This is a genomic window from Acidimicrobiales bacterium (genome assembly GCA_030747595.1).
GTDB lineage: Bacteria > Actinomycetota > Acidimicrobiia > Acidimicrobiales > MedAcidi-G1 > UBA9410.
The window spans coordinates 94,024-113,896 of the sequence record JASLKK010000004.1; the positions used below are offsets into that span (position 1 = coordinate 94,024).

The window sequence follows — 19,873 nt, forward strand, 5'->3', positions numbered from 1 at the left end:
GCCCGACGATGAGCGACCTCCACGATATCCGACGCCGATTTCCCGGGATTGCCACAGGAGGTGCCTTTGAGGCGGTCTCTGGGAAAGGCTGCGAATGGGCCCGATTCGACGGCCCGGCGGGCACCCAGGTAGTCGACGTGGCCATCGAGGCGGCGGCCGAATGGCAGCGCAGTGGAAACAACGCCAACTCGCACGGGGCGTTCGCCGCGGCCGCTGCCTGTGACGCACTAGTGGACCGGACCAGCGCGGTCATGGGCCGCCTTCTGGGAGTCGACCCGACAGGCATGGTGTTCGGGCCCAGCACGACGGCCAACATGATGGCTCTGACACGGGCCATTGGACGGAGTCTGGGCCCTGACGACGAGATCGTCTGCACAACCTTGGACCACGATTCCAACGTGGCGCCCTGGCTGCTGCTGGCCGCTGATACCGGGGCCACGGTCCGTATGGCCGAGTTCGACTCGGCCACCGGTCGCCTCAGGGTCGACGCCGTCACATCCCTGATCGGACCGTCGACCCGCTGGGTGGCGGTCACCGGGTCATCCAACGCGGTGGGGACCGTTCCCGATGTCGGCGCCATCACCCGGGCCGCCCACGAGGCGGGTGCCCGCGTGGTGGTCGACGGCGTTCACCTCACGCCCCACCGGCCCGTCGACGTGGCGGCCATCGGGTGCGACGTCTTTACCACCTCGTCCTACAAGTGGTACGGGCCGCACGCCGGGATTATGTGGGTGCAGCCCGACCTGCTTGACGACCTTGAGGCCTACAAGGTGCGACCGGCGCCTGAACGGGGACCTGGGCGTCTCCAGTACGGCACGCCCTCATGGGAGGCGCTGGCTGGCATCGAGGCCGCAGCGGACTTTCTTCTGGACGTCGGTCTCGACGTCATCGCTGCGTCCGAGGCGGAACGGTTCGCTCGTCTGATCGGTGGCCTGCACGCCATCGACGGCGTCCGGGTGGTCGGACCACAGGATGTGGCGGACCGGGCACCCACGCTCATGTTCGAGGTGGCCGGCCAGACGCCGGTAGCGGTTTCTGAACGGCTGGCGACAGACCGTGTCGCCGTCTGGGACGGCCACAACTACGCCGTGGAGGCGATGGGGCCGCTTGGACTGGACGTCGAGGCGGGCGCCGTGCGGGCCGGCATCAGCATCTACACCACCGATGACGACGTGGACCGCCTGCTGGCTGCAGTGATCGACCTCGCCGCGACATGACCCCTGACACCGAGGCATCGTGACGGACGGCAGGGAGTCGGCTACCTCCAGCCAGGATCCGTCGAGGGTGCCGCCCATCGAGGACTGGCACCGTTTACTGGATGGTCGGGTCGCTGTCGTCACCGGAGGTGGAGCAGGCATCGGTGGTGCCATCTCGAGGCTGTTCGCCCAGCATGGAGCCCTCGTCGAGATCGTCGAGATCAACCCCGACCGGGCGGCTCTGGTCGTCGAGGACATTGAGGCTGTCGGGGGAGTGGCCCGGGCCCACGTGGTTGACGTCCGGTGCGACGCTGAGGTAGAGGACCTCCGTGGCGAGGTGCTCGGCGAACACGGGCGGATCGACGTGCTGGTCAACAACGTAGGCGACCATCGGCCGCTGGTCCGGTTCCACGAGTCCGATCCGGAGTCCTGGTCGGCCATGTACGCCGTGAACCTTGAGCACTTGTTTCGGGTCACCCGGGCATTCCTTGCGCCCATGATTGATGGTGGTGGCGGGTCGATCGTGAACGTGCACTCCGTGGAGGGCATGCGGGGATTCCCCGGCGAGCCCGTCTACGCAGCCATGAAGGCCGCGGCGGCCCATTTCACGACCTCGCTGGCTACCGGGTACGGCCACCGAGGGATCCGGGTGAACGGCATCGGCCCTGACCTCACCCAGACACCCCAGGTCGACTACCTGGCCCCCGACGGACCGTCGGGGGCGGGCGACCACCTATGGGAGTCGTGGGCACCGGTTGGGCGCCTGGGATGGCCCGTGGACCAGGCTCGGGTTGCCCTCTTTCTGGCCAGCGACCTGTCGGCGTTCGTGACCGGACACAACGTGCCCGTGGATGGCGGGACCCTGGCCGGTGGCGGTTGGTTCTTCTCGCCTGAGGCCCGCCGCTTCGTTAATCGACCGACTGGCCTGTGAGCATCGGGAGAGTGGAAGTACGAGACGAGATGGCGGAAGGGGGTGAGGAGGAGCCGTCCATTGTTCGCCCATTGCACGGCGTCCGGATCCTGGCGGTGGAGCAGATGGCTGCTCTGCCGTTCGCCACACAGCTGATGGCCCGCCTAGGTGCCGAGGTGGTCAAGGTTGAGCACCCGTCGACTGGGGATAGCGCCCGTGGTTCGCTCCCGGCCGTACACGATCCCGAGGGTCGCCCGGTGGGCGCCACCTTCCTTCGCAACAACCTCAACAAGCGGAGCGTGGCCATTGACCTAAAGCAACCCGAGGGCGTCGATCTGGTGTTACGGATGTCCCGCAACTTCGATGTGTTCGGTGAGAACTTCCGGGCCGGAACGGCCGACCGACTAGGCATCGGCTATCAGGCCGTACGGGCAGTGCACCCTGCGACGGTGTACCTATCAGTGTCGGGGTTCGGACAGGACCCTGCGTCGCCGTATCGAGACATGGGCGCCTACGCTTCGATCGTCGAGGGGATGTCGGGGATCTACGAGTTCAAGCGTGCGCCGGGACGGGCCCCGACCGCCAACCCCGTTGGGGCGTTGGGTGACATCAGCTCAGCGTTGTTCGGCGCGGTCGGCGTGCTTGCCGCGTTGCGCCAGCGGGACCGCACCGGTCTCGGCCAGCACGTGGATGTGGCCATGCTGGATGCGACGGTGGCCATGACCGACATCGTGGCCAACTTCTTCTCAATGGGTGTCGAGCGCGAGTGGGGAAGCGGCGTTGGCATCGTCGACACGTTTGCGGCGTCCGATGGCCACTTCGTCCTGCAGTGCGTGCGTGAACACCACTTCGCCGTACTGTGTGCTGAGATTGGTAGGCCTGAATTGGCCGATGACGAGCGACTGGCCACCCGGGCCGGTTGGCAGGATCACATGGACGGAATCCTGCGGCCGGCCATCGAGGCATGGTCGACCGGTCGCACCACCGTCGAGGCCGTCACTGCGCTCTCTGGTGCCGGGATGGCGTGCGGACCGTCCCTGACTCCGAGCCAGGTGGTAGCCGATCCGCACCTGGCGGTCCGCAACATGCTGATCGAAACTCTCCCCGGAGATGCCGAGGCGCCGGTCCTGGTGCCCGGCAACCCAGTCAAGCTCTCCGAGGTACCTGAGGCCGATGACACCCGGGTCCCGTGGCTGGGCGAACACACTGACGACGTGCTGGGTAGTGAGTTGGGCCTGGACGACACCGAACTGGACGACCTTCGAGCGCGGGGCGTCATCGGCGCTGTCTGAGTGGCGACCTACTGTGGCGAGATGCCATCGGATACCGGTGGCGTTAGATCACGAAACAGGTACGGGAGGGGGTGAACCCATGGTGGAGAATCGCCGGCTGACCCAGTTCAGCCATGGCGCTGGTTGAGGCTGCAAGCTCGCCCCCGGTGAGCTGGCGCACGTCGTGCGCCGTTTGGCACCCGTCAACCATCCTGACCTGCTCGTTGGCAGCGCCACCGGCGATGACGCCGCGGTGTGGCGTCTCGACGACCAGCGCGCTCTGGTGGTGACCACCGACTTCATCACCCCGGTCGTCGATGACGCACGGATGTGGGGTCGCGTGGCGGCAGCCAATGCGGTCTCCGATGTGTATGCCATGGGTGGCCGTCCGCTGCTGGCGCTCAACCTTGTGGGGTGGAACAGCGAGGAGCTGTCGACTGACCTGTTGGGTGACGTCCTGCTCGGAGCGCAGGACGTGGCCGACGCGGGCGGGTTCGTGATCGCCGGGGGCCACACGGTCGACGACCCGGAGCCCAAATTCGGCCTGGCTGTCGTCGGTGAAGCCGATCCCAACCGACTGCTCACCAACGCTGGCTTCCGGCCCGGCGACGTCCTGGTTCTGACCAAGCCGTTGGGCGTAGGGGTGATCACCACGGCTATCAAGCAGGGCGACGCTCCGACTGACGTGATCGATGCTGCGCAGGCCTCGATGACCCGTCTAAATGCGGAGGCGGCGACGGTTGCTCTGGGCTGCGGGGCCACGGGTGCCACCGACGTAACGGGCTTCGGTCTGCTGGGCCACCTGGGTCGGGCCGTGGTCGAATCGACGGTGGACGCCACCATTGAGGTGGGTGCGGTGCCCCTGTTGCCCGGTACCCGGGAACTGGCAGAGTCCGGCGCCATGCCCGGAGGCAGTCGCCGAAACCTGGACTGGGCCGATGACCTCCTCGACAGGGGCGGCTTCGGCGACCTCGATGCGTTGCTCATGGCCGATGCCCAGACCTCGGGGGGTCTGGTGTTCGGCGTGGCTCCCGACCGGGCTGACGAGGCGCTGGTTGCGCTTGCAGCCACCGGCCACGTCGCGGCGGTTGTCGGACATGTGGTGGCTCGAGGCAGTGATGGTTCCCATCGCCTTCGATTGGTCTAGGAGCCCTGAGGAACGTGGCCAAGCGACTTCCTCTCAACATCCCTCAGACGCCCGGTGAGATCACTGCCGACTGGCTAACCGACGTCGTGCAGTCCTCGGGCATGGTTACTGCCGCCCGAGTGGTCGACTTCGAGGTGGGGAGCCCCGGATCAGGCGTCGGGTTCACCGGCCAGACGCTGCGGGTCGGATTGACGTGGGACGTCGTGGAGGACGACGCGCCGAGCGCGGTGTTGGTGAAGTTCCCCAGCGAGAATGCGGGTAATCGTGGGTTGGCCGAGGCTGAGGGTGGATACGACCGGGAGTTCGACTTCTACGAGCGGCTGGCCCACCTGGTGCCCGTTCGGGTGCCTCGGCTCATCCACGCGGTGCGAGACCCGGGACCTTCAGGGGCGGCCCGGAAGCGTCGAGAGCGGATCATCGACGGGTTGCCGGCACCGGTGGCGAAGTTCATCGGCCGCCACGCCCGCAAGATGGTTCGGGCATCGCGCCGCCGCTACGCGTTGGTTCTGGAGTACGTGGCCGACACTCGGGTCACCACGGCCCAGACCTTCCCGCCTGCCGAGGACCTGACCGAGATCCTCCACACCCTGGCCCGCCTGCACGCCCACTTCTGGCGCCACCCGATGTTGGACGATGCAGCGGTCATCGAGTGGTCGATGGTGACCCAGATGCCCAACGTCATGCACGGCCTTTACCGGGCATGGCGCAACGAGGTGGTGGCACGACGTCCCGATCTTTTCGTCGAGCGGTTCATGCACCACGCCGACTGGTTTGGCGACAACATCGAACGGCTCGTGGCTCACCTCAACGAGCCGCTGGCCCTGCGCCACGGTGACAGTCGGACTGACAACATGCTCTTCACTGACTCGGGAATGGTGCTCATCGACTTTGGGGTGTCGGGCTCGGGTCGTCCGGCCGGAGATGTGGCCTACCTGCTTTCGGAGAGCATCCCGCCGGGTCCTGGGGCCCGGGAGGCTTTCTTGGCGGGTTGCTGCGATTACCACGCCGAACTGGTGGCCGTCGGGGTGGACGACCACCCCTTGGATGCCTTCCTCGTGGACTGCGAAGTCGTGCTGGCCGCACAGGCCTACCGGGCGGTACTTATGGAGGCGACTTACGAGGCCGACTATGACGGGGAGTCGTTGGCTGAGATCTGGGGACCCCGGATCGGTGCCCTGTTGGCCGAGGAACCGCCGGAGATCTGATCGGTCGGGCTGGCGCCCTCCCTCTACCGGATACTCGTTTCCCTTAGCGGACGCGCGGTTCGGGTCGCTCGCCGGAGCTGAATCCTTCGACTCCGGCGGACAGCGCGGCCTTATCGGTCGCCGCACTGAGGATCGACGCCGCCATGGTCCGGCTCCCGAGTCGGCCAAGGTCACGGGCGGCCCAGATGGCCCGCAGCGTTCCTTGCACCGCCCAAGGCGGGTTAGCGGCAATGGCGCACGCCAGTCGGTCGGCCGCCGCATTCAGTTCGTCACCTGGGACGACCTCCGACACCAGGCCCATTTCGCGGGCCGAGTCGGCTGAGATCCGTTCGCCGTTGCCGGTAAGGGACATCCGCATCAACTCGCCAAACGGCATCATCCCCAGCATCTTCATTGGCTCGTAGACCGCGGGCATCCCGTAGGTCACGTGAGGATCGAAGAACGTGGCGTGATCAGCGGCGATCAGGACATCGCACTCGCCCAACAGGTAGAAGGCGCCGCCGCAGGCCATGCCGTTGACGGCTCCGATCACCGGCTTCCAGAGGTCGTTGGACTTTGGTCCCAGCCAATCACCGGGGTCGTCGTACATGAAGTTGTTCGACGTGCCGTACAGCGCCGGCGAATCATCGAGGGCGGTGAACGGCTCGTTGCGGTCGATGCCGGTACAGAACGCCCGGTTGCCGGCCCCGGTCAGGACGATCACCCGGACGTCGTCATCGCCCCTTAGCGCCTCCCACAGGTCACGGCAGTCGCGCTTCATGCCGGCGGTGAAGGCATTGTGGGCGTCGGGGCGGTTCAACACCACCGTGGCCACGTGGTTGGTGACGGTCACCAGCAGCGTGTCAAAGATGTAGGACCCGCTCTCACCATTGCTCATCAGCCCGACACTAGTGCCGGGCCCCGTTCGGCCTCGTCCCCGGTCGGTCGGTACTGTCCCGCTTTGTGAACAGCGCAACGGCAGGGGAAAGCATCGGAGCGGACTTCCGCCCGTTCGACTGCGACAACCACTACTACGAGTGCGAGGACGCCTTCACCCGGCATGTACCTGAGGCCATGCGCCACCGGGTGGTGCAGTGGGTGGAGATTGACGGACGTCGACACCATCTGGTGGGTGGACGCCTATCCAACGCGGTGGCCAATCCGACGTGGAACCCGATCGCGCGGCCCGGAGCTCTTCACTCGTACTTTCGCGGGAACCCCGAGGGGAAGAACCCGTTGGAGCTCTTGAAGGACCGTGAACCGCTGCCTGACGCCTACGTGGACCGTGACGCCCGCCTGGTCGTGGTCGCCGAGCAGGGGCTTGAGGCCATCTGGTTATTTCCGACGCTCGGCGTGCTCTACGAGGAGCTGTTGAAACACGACGTGGAGGCCGTCGGAGCGCTCATGGTCGGATTCAACCGATGGTTGCTGGAGGACTGGGGCTTCGGTGCCGAAGGCACCATCTTCGGCGCGCCGTACCTGTCCCTGGCCGACGTGGACCTCGCGGTCACCGAACTTGAGTGGTGCCTGGACAATGGCGCCCGCACCATCGTGATGAGGCCCGCTGCTGTCGAGACGGCCACCGGCCCACGGTCTCCCGGTGATCCTGTGTTTGACCCGTTCTGGTCCCGGGTGAACGAGGCTGGGATCACCACGGTCGTGCATGCCGGCGACAGTGGTTACTCGACCCATGGGTACGCCGAGGACGGTTTCAGCTCGTCGGGGGTGTCCAGGGGTACGGGTCGCTACCGGCCGTCCATAAAGGCCTTCAACATCGAACGGGCGGCACACGACTGGCTCATCACGATGTCGATGGAGAAGATGTTCACCCGCTTCGGAAATCTCCGGATCGCCTCGGTGGAGAACGGTTCGGACTACCTCGGGCCGATGTTCCGCAAGCTTGAGCAGCAGGCCCGGAAGTCACCCCGCTGGTTCGATGAGGACCCGGTGGCCCTGTTTCGCGAACACGTCTGGATGAACCCGTTCTGGGAGGACGACGTCGACGAGGTGGTAGCCCTCATGGGTCCCGACCACGTCATCTTCGGATCGGACTGGCCTCACATCGAGGGCATGCCCACACCATTGGACTACTTGCCCGAGGTGGCGGGCCTGTCGGACGCCGACCGGCGGCTCGTATTGCGTGACAACACCCGTGCGTTGACCGAGTTACGGCCCGCCTGAGCGGTCCGGTCACGTGATGCAAGGAGAACGCCCATGACCGGAGACCAGCCCGGTGATGATCTGGTGGCGGGTGTCTGGCAGCCAGAGTTGGAAGAGTTGGCCCGCCGGGAGGCCTTGGCCGAACAGATGGGCGGCCCGGAGAAGGTGGCCCGACAGCACGATCGGGGAAAGCTCGACGTTCGCCAACGCATCGATGCCCTGGTCGACGACGGGTCATTCCACGAGATCGGGAAGATTTCGGGCAGCGCCTCCTATGACGCCGACGGCCAGCTGGCCAACCTCCGATCAGCCAACTTCCTGTTCGGTCGGGCCCGCCTCGACGGTCGCACCGTGGTGGTGGCCGCTGACGACTTCACCGTGCGTGGCGGCGCGGCCGATGCGGCCATCGTCGGCAAGCAGATCGGGGCCGAGAAAATGGCCGGGGAACTTCGCCTGCCCATCGTGCGCCTCATCGATGGCACTGGGGGTGGCGGTTCCGTCCGCACACTGGACACCGATCCCTCCAAGAAGGTGTCCGAGGGCGACGGCGGCTACGGCCGGGGTGCCCGCACCTACGTCCCGAGCAATCCAGGTTGGGAGCACGTGGTGTCGAACCTGGCCACCGTGCCCGTGGTGGCCCTGTGTCTGGGGTCGGTGGCCGGTCTGGGGGCGGCCCGGGCAGTGACCAGCCACTACTCGATGATGGTCAAAGGGACGTCCCACCTGTTCGCCGCCGGGCCGCCGGTGGTGAATCGGATGGGTGGGGAACAGGTCGACAAGGAAGACCTGGGCGGCAGTCGGATCCACACCCGCAATGGCGTGGTTGACGACGAGGTACGTAGCGAGACTGAGGCCTTCGAACGGACCCGTCGGTTCCTGTCGTATCTCCCATCGTCGGTGCACGAGTTGGCCGAACGAGGCCCGGTTTCCGACGATCCCGGCCGGACCGACGATGCTCTAAGAGATGTCGTGCCCCGGGATCGCCGACAGGTGTACCAAATGCGGTCGATCGTCTCGTCGGTGGTCGACAAGGGTTCGTTCTTCGAGATCGGCCGTGCCTTCGGTCGGTCGGCCATCTGTGGCCTAGCCCGGCTCGACGGCTGGCCGGTAGCGCTACTGGCCGGAGACCCCTACCACTACGGGGGCGGCTGGACGGCCGACTCGTCCCAGAAGGTGACCCGCTTCTTGGATCTGGCCGAGACCTTCCATCTCCCGGTCGTGCACCTCGTGGACAACCCGGGGTTCGTGATCGGGACCGAGGCCGAACAGCAGGCCACCATCCGGCATGGCTCGCGGGCTCTGGCGGCCGTCTACCAGCTCACCGTCCCTTGGTGTTCAGTGCTGGTCCGTAAGGCGTTCGGGGTGGCCGGTGCGGCCCACTCGCCGGCGCACCGCTTCCAGTACCGGTACGCGTGGCCATCTGGTGACTGGGGGTCACTGCCGGTCGAGGGTGGCGTGGAGGCCGCCTACCGGGCGGACCTCGAGGCGTCCGACGATCCCGAGGCATTGCTGGCCGAGATCACCGAGCGACTCAACAAGGTGCGGTCTCCGTTCCGCACCGCCGAGGCGTACCTGGTCGAGGAGATCATCGATCCTCGGGATACCCGGCCGCTGTTGTGCGAGTTCGCCAACCTGGCGGCGCCGCTACGCACCCCCGGGCCGGCAGGGTTTCCATACCGGCCCTGAAGCCTGTCTCCAGGGAGACAGGTGCCTTCAGAGATGCGGCTCAGTCCGTCTCGACGACGGCTACGGGATCGTCCTCGGAGACCTGATCGCCTTCGGCCACCAGGACCTCTTCGACCGTGCCTGCCTCGGTGGCCTCGACGGGGATTTCCATTTTCATGGACTCCACGACGACCACGGCGTCGCCGGCGGCCACCACGGCTCCGGGGCCTCTGGCTACCTTCCACACCACGCCGGTGACCGGCGATTCCAGTTCGATTCGTGCCATGGTTCGAGTTCAGCATCGGGTCGGCAGCCGCGCCACCATGGGCCGATGGGTGCCGTTCCGGGCAACGGGATCGGGGGCCGATCGCGGGATCAAGAGTCCACTAGGGTTATCAAGATGACTGTAGAGCCCATCAGCGATTCGCCAGTGAACCCGACCTGGCTGGGGGTTGGCGACGTGGCGGCTCGTCTGGGCGTCGTGTCTAAGACGGTGTACCGCATGATCGACAACGGAAGCCTGACGGCCTATCGGATCGGTCGGGTGATTCGGGTGAAGGAGTCGGACCTCGTGTCCTACGAGGACTCCTGTCGGATTCAACCGGGTGACCTGACGCATCTGATCGAGGGCTGATCGTCGGTCGGGGATTACACCTACGACGATAGGGTAAATCCCAAGTAACCGCCCATTGGCCAGCTTGACTGACCCCTCCGCCTGACTGACTCCTCCGCCCGACCGGCTCCCGAAAGGGGAGTCGGTTGTCTGGACCGGCTCCGAGGTACCGCCCTGAACGCCTTTTCTGCCAATGTCTCGAGTGGTCTCCCCGGACCGGACTGGCTTGCCGATCTTCGTCGCTCCACCCTCGAAGGCCTCGACGACGTCGAGCGTCCAGACACCGATGAAGAGGTATGGCGCTATTCCCGGGTCGGCGAAATCGATCTCGACGGGTATGCGCCGCTGAAGCGCCAGCGGGCCGCTGACACCATCGTTCAACGCGACCTGTCCGCCTATGGCGAAATGGCCGCCGTCGTGGTCGTCCGCAACGGCTGGGTGGTCGAGACCACCAGTTCGTCAGATGCTGTAGACGCTGGCGTGTACGTCGGTCCGGTGGGTGAGGCCCCGGACGGCGAATCGTTGTTCGGTTCGGCGATAGAGGCCCCGGTCGACCTCTTCAGTCACCTGAATCGGGGCTTCGGACCCGAACCGGTGGCCGTGGTGGTCCCCGACGGGGTACGCCTCCAAGCGCCGATCGTGGTCGTCGTGCTGACCGACGCCGATGGCGCGGCAGTCTTCCCCCGGGTGCTGGTGCGGTGCGGAGACGACGCAGCGGCCACGGTGGTCGAGCTCCACACGTCCACCGACGTGGACTCCCTCGTGGTCCCCGTCTTGGAGGCCACCGTCGGACGTAACGGACACCTCCGACATGGCCTGGTCCAGGAACTCGGCCCCCGGGTCTTTCAGTTGGGTCACCAGGCGTTCCGGGTCGGCCAGTCGGGTCGGATCGACGCCTTTGCCGCCGCCCTCGGGGGCGACTATGCCCGCACCCGTACCGACTGTCGTCTCGTGGGTCGGGGTGCCGAGGGACGACTGGCCGCCGCCTACTTTGGCGAGGACGACCAGACGTTGGACTTCCGGACCTTTCAGGACCATGCGGCGCCCGACACCCGGAGCGAACTGCTGTTCAAGGGAGCGTTGGACGGTGCGTCGCGTTCGATCTACACGGGTCTCATCCGGGTCCGCCCCGAGGCGGTTCGGACGGTGGCCAACCAGACCAACCGCAACGTGAAACTCTCGCCTGAGGCATGGGCTGAGAGCGTTCCCAACCTGGAGATCGAGACCGACGACGTGGTGTGCAGTCACGCCTCGACGGTGTCTCCCGTCGACGAGGATCAGCGCTTCTTCCTTGAGAGCCGTGGCGTGCCCACGGTGACTGCCGAGCGACTCCTTCTGGAAGGCTTCTTCGAGGACGTGGCCGCCACGGCCCCTCATCCGGCCGTGGCCGAAACCCTGAGGGAAGCATTGGCTGACCGGCTCGACCGACGTGATGCCAGTTCTCGTGAAGCCGTTGCTGAAATGGGGGCGACGGCGTGAATGCCGTGCCGGCCTGCGCACTGGGAGACCTAGCCGAGGGCAATGCTTTGCGGGTGGTTCTAGACGGCCGACCGGTGGCGCTGGTCCGTTTTGGCGACGAGGTGCACGCCATTGACGACACCTGCAGCCACGCCGAGGTCTCCCTCGCCGAGGGCGAGGTCGACACCGAGGAGTGTGCGCTCGAATGCTGGAAGCACGGCAGCCTGTTCGACCTGCGAACCGGGGAGGCCCTGACCCTGCCGGCGGTCAAGCCGGTAGCCGTGCACGTGGCTGTCATCGACGGTGGCGACGTGTTCGTAACACTCGCCGATGACGGGCGGTCGAACCGATGAGCGAATCAGCGGGGGACCGCGTGCTCCGGATCGAAGGCCTCACTGCTCGGGTGGGCGCTATAGACATCCTCCACGGCGTCGATCTGGAGGTGCGACCCGGCGAGGTGCACGCCGTGATGGGCCCCAACGGATCGGGCAAGTCGACGCTGTCCCACGTCCTGATGGGGCGTCCCGGCTACGAAGTGACCGGAGGGTCGGTCACCCTCGACGGAGTGGACCTGCTGGCCCTGCCCACCTGGCAGCGGGCCCGGGCCGGACTGTTCCTGGCCCTGCAGCACCCAACCGAGGTGCCCGGGGTCAGCTTGGAGTCGGTGGTGGCTGAGGCTGGCCGTGCCGCCGGCCGCCCCATCGAGGGCATCCACGAGTTGCTGGTTGCTGAGGCGACCCGCATCGGGTTCGACGAGCGGCTCGTGTCCCGACCGATGAACGTGGACCTGTCAGGCGGTGAAAAGAAGCGCAATGAGATGCTGATGCTGGGAGCCCTGGAGCCGAAGTACGCGGTGCTCGACGAGATCGATTCGGGGCTCGACGTGGATGCTCTGGCCGCTGTGTCACGGAGGGTCCAGGAGGCAACTGAAGAAGACGGGCTCGGTGTGCTGGCCATCACGCATTTCAGTCGCCTGCTCGAGGTTCTCGAGCCTGACCGGGTGCACGTGCTGGCCGCTGGCCGGATTCAAGCCGTGGGTGGGAAGGAACTCGCCCAGAGGTTGGAGGCCGAGGGTTACGCCGGCGTGTTGGCCGAAGCCGGGGCGTCGGTGGGTCTGCCGGCCGGTGTGACCCATCCCCACAATCATGAAGCGGGCTTCGGCGAGGACCCGTTCGCCGATCCCTTCGCCGGTCCCACGGCCTGAGTTCGGCTCGGATCACTGACGAGTCAACCCCGATGGCTGACCGGACGCTACTGACCGATGGGGAACGGGCCGACCTGGCTACACGGCTGCCCGACTGGGAACTAGCCGGAGATCAGCTCCGCCGGACGTTCACGTTCGCCAACTTCGTGGAAGCGTGGGCGTTCATGGCTGAAGTGGCGGCCATAGCCGAAGATCTGCGACACCACCCCGATTGGTCCAACTCGTGGAATCGGGTGGACATGGCCATCACCACCCACCGTCTGTCCGGTCCTGATGGGGCCAACGGCGCCGGTGGTTTGACTCACCTCGACGTGACCTTCGCCGAAGCGGTTGGTCGACTTCTCGGGCCCTGATCGGACCCTTGTGGAGGGGTTGGGCTACTTCCACTCCCAGAGATCCCAGGATGCAACACCGTCTGGATCGACCTCCCAGTCGTAGACGATTGCGATTCCATTCAGGGACGAGAGAGATGGTGCAGCAGTATCGAAGTACGTGACCCCTCTGAACGAAAACCCGCCCTCGGGTGTTGGGGACCCGATTCCAGTCGCTCGGAAGGTGGCTACTCCATCTGCTGCCAGGATCACGCCAGAGTTTGGACACTCGCCGTAGAAGGAACCATCAGCCCGCATCGTCGCTGAATATGTTGCAAAGCTCGCTACTTCAGCACCGGCAAGGGTTCCTGATAGGCCAGAAGCGACAGTCTCAAACGACGGATACCCGCCTACGGCCGGGAGGGCCTTCATCGTGGTGGGTCCCGAAATGGAACCGACGTTGTTTCCCAACATGATTGATCTCCTCAATAGTGTCTGTTACTACAACCTGCTTTGCAGGAGGTGTTCCAACCCCAAACCCCCCTGTCGGTATTGCTCTCTCCGACGGAAGTTAGGACTGGCGGGAGGTGGGATGCCAATCCGTCAGCGTGACCACCACCGCGCAGTCGCTCAGCGGGCCACGGCCGCTAAGGCGGGCGGGGATCGCCTGGAGGCTGATCTTAAGATCCTCCAACCGGTACTTTCGCCGGACGGCCCGCCGGACGGCCCTGAACGCCGGGCCATGGACGACTCGAGCGCTCGCCGTGATCGGGAGCGATCCTGGGAGCAGGGCGCCATCGATGTCACTGGGCTGCAACTCGACGGCAGGGTTTCTGAGGATGCGCCGCACCTTCCACGACTTCGAACCCGTCGTGAAGCCGACCCGGACCTGGGAGTCATCCGACCCTCCGGGGGCCAGCCCGACGATCCAGACCGGCGTGTGTTTCGGACGCCCGTCGCTCGTCCAGGTGGTGAGGCGGACGTAACGCTCGTTAGGCAGGTCGCCGTTCAACGAGCGCCTGACCTGGTGGTCACTCGCTGGAGGATTCAGTGAGTGCTTGGTCAAAGGTATTCCAGCCGAGGGTGGCGCACTTGATGCGAACCGGGAACTTCACCACGCCCCGCAGGGCCTCCAGGTCGCCGAGACCGGAAGCGCCCGGCTGATCCGCAGTGTTATCACCGGCGCGATCGCCGTTGTCGCCATCCAGCCCGTGCTCGTGGATCGACATCATCTCCTTGAACTGCCGCAGCATGTCGCGGGCCTCGTCAATCGACTTTCCGATCACCGCTGTGGACATCATCGACGCTGACGACTGGCTGATCGAACAGCCCTGTCCGCCGATTCGCATGTCGCTGATTACCCCGTCGTCGACCTCGAGGTACACCCGGATCTCGTCGCCGCACAGCGGGTTGAAGCCCTCGGCCATGGTGGCCGGCGGCACCTCGAGCTCGCCACGGTTCCGGGGACTCCGGTAGTGGTCGAGGATGATCTCGCGGTAGAGGTCTTCGAGTCCGGCCATGGTGTAGGTGCTCCTGGGGCGGCTGGTCAATCGATGGGAATGCGGCGGATGCTGCGTCTGGCAGCGGGTCCAGAAATCGGGTCAGAGGGCGAAGAAGTCGCTGGCGTAGGCCATTGCATCGGCCAGCGCGTCGACATCAGATTCATCGTTGTAGAGGTAAAGCGAGGCACGGGCCGTGGCGTTGACGCCCAACACCTTCATGAGGGGCTTGGCGCAGTGGTGGCCGGCCCGCACACAGACGCCGTGTTGGTCGAGTACCTGGCTGAGATCGTGCGGGTGGATGTTCCGGTAGGCCAGCGACAGGGTGCCGCCCCGTTCCTCGACGGTGCTCGGACCGTGGATAATTAGGTCGTCGCCGAACCGTTCGGTGAGGGTACGAAGGGCGTAGGCCGTGAGGTTCCGCTCGTGGGCGGCCACGGCCTCCATGCCGAGGCCCTCGAGAAAATCAATTGCCGCGTTCCAGCCGACGATCTCGGCAATGGGCTGGGTGCCTGCCTCGAAGCGGGCGGGAACGTCGGCCGGGGTGAATCCTTCGAAGGTGACGTTCTGGATCATCGACCCGCCGCCTAGGAACGGTGGCATGGCATCGAGCAGCTCCTGACGGCCCCACAGCGCGCCGATGCCCGTCGGGCCACACATTTTGTGGCCGGTGACAGCCACGAAGTCGGCGTCCCAGGCGGTTACATCGGTCGGCAGGTGGGGGACCCACTGGCTGGCGTCGACCAGCACGGTGGCGCCCAAGGCGTGGGCTGCGTCGGCCAGATGGCGGATCGGAGGCAGTGCACCGGTCACGTTGGATGCCGCGGTGACGGCCAACAGTTTCACGTCGTCTAACAGAACGTCTAGATCGGCCAGGTCGAGGCGTCCGTCGTCGTCGACCGGGATCCAACGGATGTCCAAGCCCCGCTCGGTGGCCAACTGTTGCCACGGGACAATGTTGGCGTGGTGCTCAAGCGCGGTTAGGAGGATGACGTCGCCTTCCACCAGGTTGGCCCGACCCCATGAGTAGGCGACCAGGTTGATGGCCTCGGTGGCGTTCTTGGTGAACACGATCTCTTCTGCCGAAGGTGCGCCGAGGAACCGGGCGAGGGCGACCCGGGAGTTTTCCACGGCAGTGGTGGCCCGCTCGGCGATCAGGTAGGCGCCGCGGTGGATATTGGCGTTGATTTCGGCGTAGTACTGGTCCATGGCATCCAGTACTGACTGGGGCTTCTGGGAGGTTGCGCCCGAATCGAGGTAGACGATGGGGTGGTCGTTGACTTCCCGCTGCAGCAGCGGGAACTCGGCCTTGATGGCGGCGACGTCGAGGGTGGCGGACACGGGGAATCCCGGGCTCAGGTCCCGGCAGCCGATCCGGCCGGCCGGAATGCCTCATAGCCCTCGGCTTCGAGACGGGCGGCCAGGTCCGGGCCACCACGTTCGACAATCCGTCCGTCGACGAGGATGTGCACCATGTCGGGATGGAGCTTGTCGAGGAGTCGCTGGTAGTGGGTGATGGCTAGCACGCCGAGTTGGGGACGGTCGCTGCGGACCTCGGCCACACCTTCGGCCACCACCTGAAGGGCGTCAATGTCAAGGCCCGAGTCGGTCTCGTCGAGGATGGCCATCTCCGGTTCGAGGATGGCCATCTGAAGAATCTCGTTGCGCTTCTTCTCGCCACCTGAGAAGCCCTCGTTGACGTGGCGGTCGGCGAACGATGGATCCATGCCGAGGCGGTCCATCCAGTCCATGATCGAGAGGCGAAGTTCAAGCACCGAGAGGTCGATGCCCTTGCGGGCCGACAGGGACTGGCGCAGGAAGTTGATGACCGACACGCCGGTGATCTCCAGGGGGTATTGGAAGGCCAGGAAAATGCCGGCTTTGCCACGCACGTCGGGCGACCAGTCGGTGATCTCGTCGCCCCGGAACCGCACCGAACCACTGGTCACCACGTATTCGGGGCTTCCGAGAAGAACCGAGGCCAGCGTTGACTTGCCGGACCCGTTGGGTCCCATGAGGGCGTGGACCTCACCGTGCTGGACCACCAGGTCGACGCCCCGCAGGATCTCGACGCCGTCGGTGGTCGACGCGTGGAGATCCGTCACCTCGAACAGTGGGGCCACGGGTACGGGAATTTCAGGGGTGCTCACGATCTGAGTCTAGGAGGGTGCCCCCATTCCCACTATGGCGATAGTGGTAATCCTCGGCCTGTTCCTGAACCCCGTCAGAGCAGGCTTCGCTTCCATTCACGGAACCGTGGATAGACGGCTTCGTCGGCGCCCACCCCTGACCCGGTGCCGTCGGCGTAGAGCCGGAACGAAAGGTGGCGGTCGAGATCGTCGGCGTGGATGGCCATGTAACGGGCGTCGCCCTTGGCGGGGCCCGCCCGCCACAACAGCCACCCGCCGAGTCGCCGCTTGTAGGCGATTCGGACCGGCCGACCGTCGGCTGACGGAATTCCTTCGGCGGCGGCCAGTAGGGCGTCGGGAGCCTCCACCCACGCTTCGGCTGGCACGTTGCGGTCCCGGATCGGCGTGTCGGGCAGTTCCACGGTGTGGATCGGAGTGTCGTCAAACGGGCGATCGTCGGCCGGTAGGGAAACGTCCGTCACCAGCCCCGGTCCACCCACTCATCGAGCTTCGGCTGCTCGGCACCGATGGTCGTGTCCGCGCCATGCCCGGGCATGACGACTGTTTCGGGGGGGAGGGGAGCAAACAGCCGTCGGTCAATGGACCCGATGATGGTAGAGAAGTCGCCGCCCTCGAACGTGGTATTCCCGGGACCCCCGGGAAACAGGGTGTCGCCGCTGAACAGAATCGGTGAACCTTCGAGACGGAAACAGATGGACCCCGGGGTGTGGCCCGGCGTGCAGATGGTGTGCAGGCGAAGGCGACCCACCTCAAGCACCGTCTCGTCCTCGAGAAGGTCGTCGTAGCTGGGGAGCATCGCCGCGTCGTCGGCTGTCACGGCCACCCGGTAACCCGCGGCGCGCACGGCGGGTACGGCCTGGATGTGGTCCCAGTGACCGTGGGTCTCAAGTACCGACTGCACGTTGAGCGCCCGGCAGAGTTCAAGGAGCTTGTCGTGCTCGTTGGCGGCGTCGATCAGGACCGACTGGCCGGTCTGGCGGCACCTCAACACGAACACGTTGTTCTCGTAGTCACCGACCACGATCCGGTGGATCTCGGCCTGCTCGTCGCACCAATGGAGGGTCACCCCGGACACTGGCGGTCGGGGATGGTCGTGGTGGGTGCACGGCCCGGCGTGCGGTGACGTGGGCACCGTCATGGTGGAGTCGTCATCGGCGGAGGTTGTGTCCATGGTGAGATCATGACACTGAGAGTCCTGTGACGGGCGGCCAGTCGGCCCGATGTCGTACCGGTGGGGGCCGACTGGTAGAACGATGCCATCGAAACGGTCCATCGGGCCGTCGATCCAGTCACGTAACGCCAGTCATTGGCCACATGCCGCTGACCACAAACCACCGGCCAGCAACAAACAGGGAGCATCCACATGAACTTCGCATTCAGCGAGGAACAGGAACAGCTGCGGGAGTTCGTCCGCCAGTTTCTCGAGAACTACTCGCCGGAGACTGCCGTCCGTGAGCTCATGGAGACTGAGGTCGGCTACGACGCCGAGACCTGGTCGATGATGGCCGAGCAGCTCGGACTGCAGAGCCTCGTCATCCCCGAAGAGTACGGCGGTCAGGGCTTCGGCTACGTCGAGCTCATCGTGGTGCTCGAGGAGATGGGTCGGGCCCTACTGTGCGCCCCGTTCTTCTCCACCGTGGTGCTGGCTGCCAACACGCTCATCCACGCCGGTGACGAGGCTGCGGCTTCGGCTCTGCTGCCCGGTATCGCCTCGGGTGAGACCATCGCCACGCTGGCCTTCACCGAGGAGAGCGGCCGTTGGGACGAGGCGGGTATCACCATGGAGGCTTCGGCCAGTGATGACGCCTGGACCCTCTCGGGCTCCAAGATGTACGTCCTGGATGGTCACATCGCTGACCTGGTGCTGGTGGCGGCCCGTACCACCAACGGTGTGTCGCTGTTCCACGTGGCCGGTGACGCCGATGGCCTGACCCGCACCGCACTGGCCACCATGGACATGACCCGTAAGCAGGCCCGCCTCGACTTCGACGGCGTGTCGGCCACCCTGATCGGTGCCGAGGGGGCCGGCTGGCCGGTGCTCGAGCGGGTACTGGACCTGGCTGCGGTGGCTCTGGCGGCCGAGCAGGTCGGTGGCGCCCAGATCTGTCTGGACACCGCCGTTCAGTACGCCAAGGACCGCGTCCAGTTCGGTCGGCCCATCGGTTCGTTTCAGGCCATCAAGCACAAGTGCGCCGACATGCTGCTCGAAGTGGAGTCGGCGAAGTCGGCCGCCTACTACGCCGGTTGGTGTGCAGCAGAGTTGAACGACGAGCTTCCGTCGGTGGCCTCGTTGGCTAAGGCGTACTGCTCAGAGGCCTACTTCCACACGACGGCTGAGAACATCCAGATCCACGGCGGCATCGGTTTCACGTGGGAGCACCCGGCGCATTTGTACTTCAAGCGGGCCAAGAGTTCCGAGTTGCTGTTCGGCGACCCGACCTATCACCGGGAGTTGCTCGCCCAGCGAATCGGAATCTGAATCACGGCCCTGATCCGGGGCTAACAGTCCCCGCGTCCTCATCCCGGTGACGGTCCTGGCGCCACCGGCGTCGGTCGTGCTGGCATGATCCAACCGTGACCTGGTTCTTCCTCGCCCTCGGCGCGCTCCTTGTCGTGGGGATCGCCCTGATCGCCGTGGGTTCCGCTGTGGGTCGACTCAGCGGCACGTTGCGCCCCGCAGTGCTGGAGATCGACGACGCGGCGGACTGGATCGCCGAGCGGCTCCCCTCCGAGGCGGCCGGGCAGCTCAGCCTCGACGACGTGATCGCCGTGGTGGGTTGGTACCTCGAGGTGTTCGACGAGGCCGGTCTGGCCACCGAGCATGGTCAGGAACTGGGCGATGCGGCAGTCGACGAGCGTCCTGAAGTCGGGAACCGGACCGCCCAACTCGACGGGATTCTGGAACACGTGGTGGCCCGAGGGCTGGAACGTAGCGAGCCGCTGGACGCCGTATCGGTGGCCATGGTGGCCGAGTTGTTGGGCACCTACCTCCGAGAGTTGGGCGCCATCGGTTCGCCGGCCACGCCCCCCGGCGAGAACCCGGCTCAGGACTAGCGTCGGCCCATGACCATGCCCGTCGAGTTCGTCGACCACGTTGACGGTGTC

Annotated in this window: 23 protein-coding genes; 14 read left to right on the top strand and 9 right to left on the bottom strand. The window is 65.8% G+C overall.

Annotated elements, in window-relative coordinates; all coding sequences use genetic code 11:
• The first annotated feature begins 8 nt into the window (after positions 1-8).
• From QF777_04325 to QF777_04345, 5 genes are all read left to right on the top strand, one after another.
• Positions 9-1,217 (top strand): aminotransferase class V-fold PLP-dependent enzyme, encoded by a 1,209-nt coding sequence (locus QF777_04325; protein MDP6910773.1) that lies wholly within the window; start codon positions 9-11, stop codon positions 1,215-1,217.
• Positions 1,218-1,236: 19 nt separating this feature from the next.
• On the top strand, positions 1,237-2,127 hold the full coding sequence (locus QF777_04330) for an SDR family oxidoreductase (GenBank protein ID MDP6910774.1): 891 nt from the start codon (positions 1,237-1,239) through the stop codon (positions 2,125-2,127).
• Complete coding sequence (locus QF777_04335) at positions 2,124-3,398, top strand: CaiB/BaiF CoA-transferase family protein (protein MDP6910775.1); 1,275 nt, start codon at positions 2,124-2,126, stop codon at positions 3,396-3,398. Before QF777_04330 ends, QF777_04335 begins: the two co-directional genes overlap by 4 nt.
• Before the next feature lie 79 nt (positions 3,399-3,477).
• A complete protein-coding gene (gene selD / locus QF777_04340) occupies positions 3,478-4,524 on the top strand; it encodes a selenide, water dikinase SelD (GenBank protein ID MDP6910776.1) in 1,047 nt (348 codons plus the stop codon).
• A gap of 14 nt (positions 4,525-4,538) precedes the next feature.
• Positions 4,539-5,729 (top strand): phosphotransferase, encoded by a 1,191-nt coding sequence (locus tag QF777_04345; protein MDP6910777.1) that lies wholly within the window; start codon positions 4,539-4,541, stop codon positions 5,727-5,729.
• Positions 5,730-5,772: 43 nt separating this feature from the next.
• Here QF777_04345 and QF777_04350 read toward each other — a convergent pair whose 3' ends face one another.
• On the bottom strand, positions 5,773-6,606 hold the full coding sequence (locus QF777_04350; GenBank protein ID MDP6910778.1) for an enoyl-CoA hydratase/isomerase family protein: 834 nt from the start codon (positions 6,604-6,606) through the stop codon (positions 5,773-5,775).
• 65 nt (positions 6,607-6,671) lie between these two features.
• Between QF777_04350 and QF777_04355 the strand changes: the two genes are divergently transcribed.
• Positions 6,672-7,889 carry an amidohydrolase family protein gene (locus QF777_04355; protein ID MDP6910779.1) on the top strand — a complete coding sequence of 406 codons (1,218 nt, stop codon included), beginning with the start codon at positions 6,672-6,674 and terminating at the stop codon, positions 7,887-7,889.
• Between the two features lie 33 nt (positions 7,890-7,922).
• Positions 7,923-9,554, top strand: a complete 1,632-nt coding sequence (locus QF777_04360; protein MDP6910780.1) for a carboxyl transferase domain-containing protein — start codon at positions 7,923-7,925, stop codon at positions 9,552-9,554.
• 40 nt (positions 9,555-9,594) lie between these two features.
• Here QF777_04360 and QF777_04365 read toward each other — a convergent pair whose 3' ends face one another.
• On the bottom strand, positions 9,595-9,819 hold the full coding sequence (locus tag QF777_04365) for an acetyl-CoA carboxylase biotin carboxyl carrier protein subunit (protein MDP6910781.1): 225 nt from the start codon (positions 9,817-9,819) through the stop codon (positions 9,595-9,597).
• A gap of 114 nt (positions 9,820-9,933) precedes the next feature.
• Between QF777_04365 and QF777_04370 the strand changes: the two genes are divergently transcribed.
• The 5 genes from QF777_04370 to QF777_04390 all read left to right on the top strand — a co-directional run bounded on the left by QF777_04370 (position 9,934) and on the right by QF777_04390 (position 13,161).
• On the top strand, positions 9,934-10,167 hold the full coding sequence (locus QF777_04370; protein ID MDP6910782.1) for a helix-turn-helix domain-containing protein: 234 nt from the start codon (positions 9,934-9,936) through the stop codon (positions 10,165-10,167).
• A 384-nt stretch (positions 10,168-10,551) separates the two neighbouring features.
• Positions 10,552-11,625: a SufD family Fe-S cluster assembly protein gene (locus QF777_04375; GenBank protein ID MDP6910783.1), complete on the top strand. Its 1,074-nt coding sequence runs from the start codon at positions 10,552-10,554 to the stop codon at positions 11,623-11,625.
• Positions 11,622-11,957 carry a non-heme iron oxygenase ferredoxin subunit gene (locus QF777_04380; GenBank protein ID MDP6910784.1) on the top strand — a complete coding sequence of 112 codons (336 nt, stop codon included), beginning with the start codon at positions 11,622-11,624 and terminating at the stop codon, positions 11,955-11,957. Before QF777_04375 ends, QF777_04380 begins: the two co-directional genes overlap by 4 nt.
• Positions 11,954-12,808: a Fe-S cluster assembly ATPase SufC gene (gene sufC, locus QF777_04385; GenBank protein ID MDP6910785.1), complete on the top strand. Its 855-nt coding sequence runs from the start codon at positions 11,954-11,956 to the stop codon at positions 12,806-12,808. Before QF777_04380 ends, sufC (QF777_04385) begins: the two co-directional genes overlap by 4 nt.
• 32 nt (positions 12,809-12,840) lie before the next feature.
• Positions 12,841-13,161, top strand: coding sequence for a 4a-hydroxytetrahydrobiopterin dehydratase (locus QF777_04390; GenBank protein ID MDP6910786.1), 321 nt, complete (start codon positions 12,841-12,843; stop codon positions 13,159-13,161).
• Between the two features lie 24 nt (positions 13,162-13,185).
• On the opposite strand, the gene QF777_04395 is transcribed toward QF777_04390, so the two are convergent.
• From QF777_04395 to QF777_04425, 7 genes are all read right to left on the bottom strand, one after another.
• A complete protein-coding gene (locus QF777_04395; GenBank protein ID MDP6910787.1) occupies positions 13,186-13,593 on the bottom strand; it encodes a hypothetical protein in 408 nt (135 codons plus the stop codon).
• Between the two features lie 97 nt (positions 13,594-13,690).
• Positions 13,691-14,131: a pyridoxamine 5'-phosphate oxidase family protein gene (locus tag QF777_04400; GenBank protein ID MDP6910788.1), complete on the bottom strand. Its 441-nt coding sequence runs from the start codon at positions 14,129-14,131 to the stop codon at positions 13,691-13,693.
• 19 nt (positions 14,132-14,150) lie between these two features.
• On the bottom strand, positions 14,151-14,639 hold the full coding sequence (locus QF777_04405) for an SUF system NifU family Fe-S cluster assembly protein (protein MDP6910789.1): 489 nt from the start codon (positions 14,637-14,639) through the stop codon (positions 14,151-14,153).
• Positions 14,640-14,720: 81 nt separating this feature from the next.
• Positions 14,721-15,959 (bottom strand): SufS family cysteine desulfurase, encoded by a 1,239-nt coding sequence (locus tag QF777_04410; protein MDP6910790.1) that lies wholly within the window; start codon positions 15,957-15,959, stop codon positions 14,721-14,723.
• Positions 15,960-15,973: 14 nt separating this feature from the next.
• Positions 15,974-16,768: a Fe-S cluster assembly ATPase SufC gene (sufC, locus tag QF777_04415; GenBank protein ID MDP6910791.1), complete on the bottom strand. Its 795-nt coding sequence runs from the start codon at positions 16,766-16,768 to the stop codon at positions 15,974-15,976.
• Between the two features lie 74 nt (positions 16,769-16,842).
• Positions 16,843-17,229 carry a hypothetical protein gene (locus QF777_04420; protein ID MDP6910792.1) on the bottom strand — a complete coding sequence of 129 codons (387 nt, stop codon included), beginning with the start codon at positions 17,227-17,229 and terminating at the stop codon, positions 16,843-16,845.
• On the bottom strand, positions 17,226-17,939 hold the full coding sequence (locus QF777_04425) for an MBL fold metallo-hydrolase (protein ID MDP6910793.1): 714 nt from the start codon (positions 17,937-17,939) through the stop codon (positions 17,226-17,228). The genes QF777_04420 and QF777_04425 overlap by 4 nt, the downstream gene beginning before the upstream one ends.
• A gap of 192 nt (positions 17,940-18,131) precedes the next feature.
• Between QF777_04425 and QF777_04430 the strand changes: the two genes are divergently transcribed.
• Positions 18,132-19,247, top strand: a complete 1,116-nt coding sequence (locus QF777_04430) for an acyl-CoA dehydrogenase family protein (protein MDP6910794.1) — start codon at positions 18,132-18,134, stop codon at positions 19,245-19,247.
• A 95-nt stretch (positions 19,248-19,342) separates the two neighbouring features.
• Positions 19,343-19,822 (top strand): hypothetical protein, encoded by a 480-nt coding sequence (locus QF777_04435; protein MDP6910795.1) that lies wholly within the window; start codon positions 19,343-19,345, stop codon positions 19,820-19,822.
• The last annotated feature ends 51 nt before the right edge of the window (positions 19,823-19,873 follow it).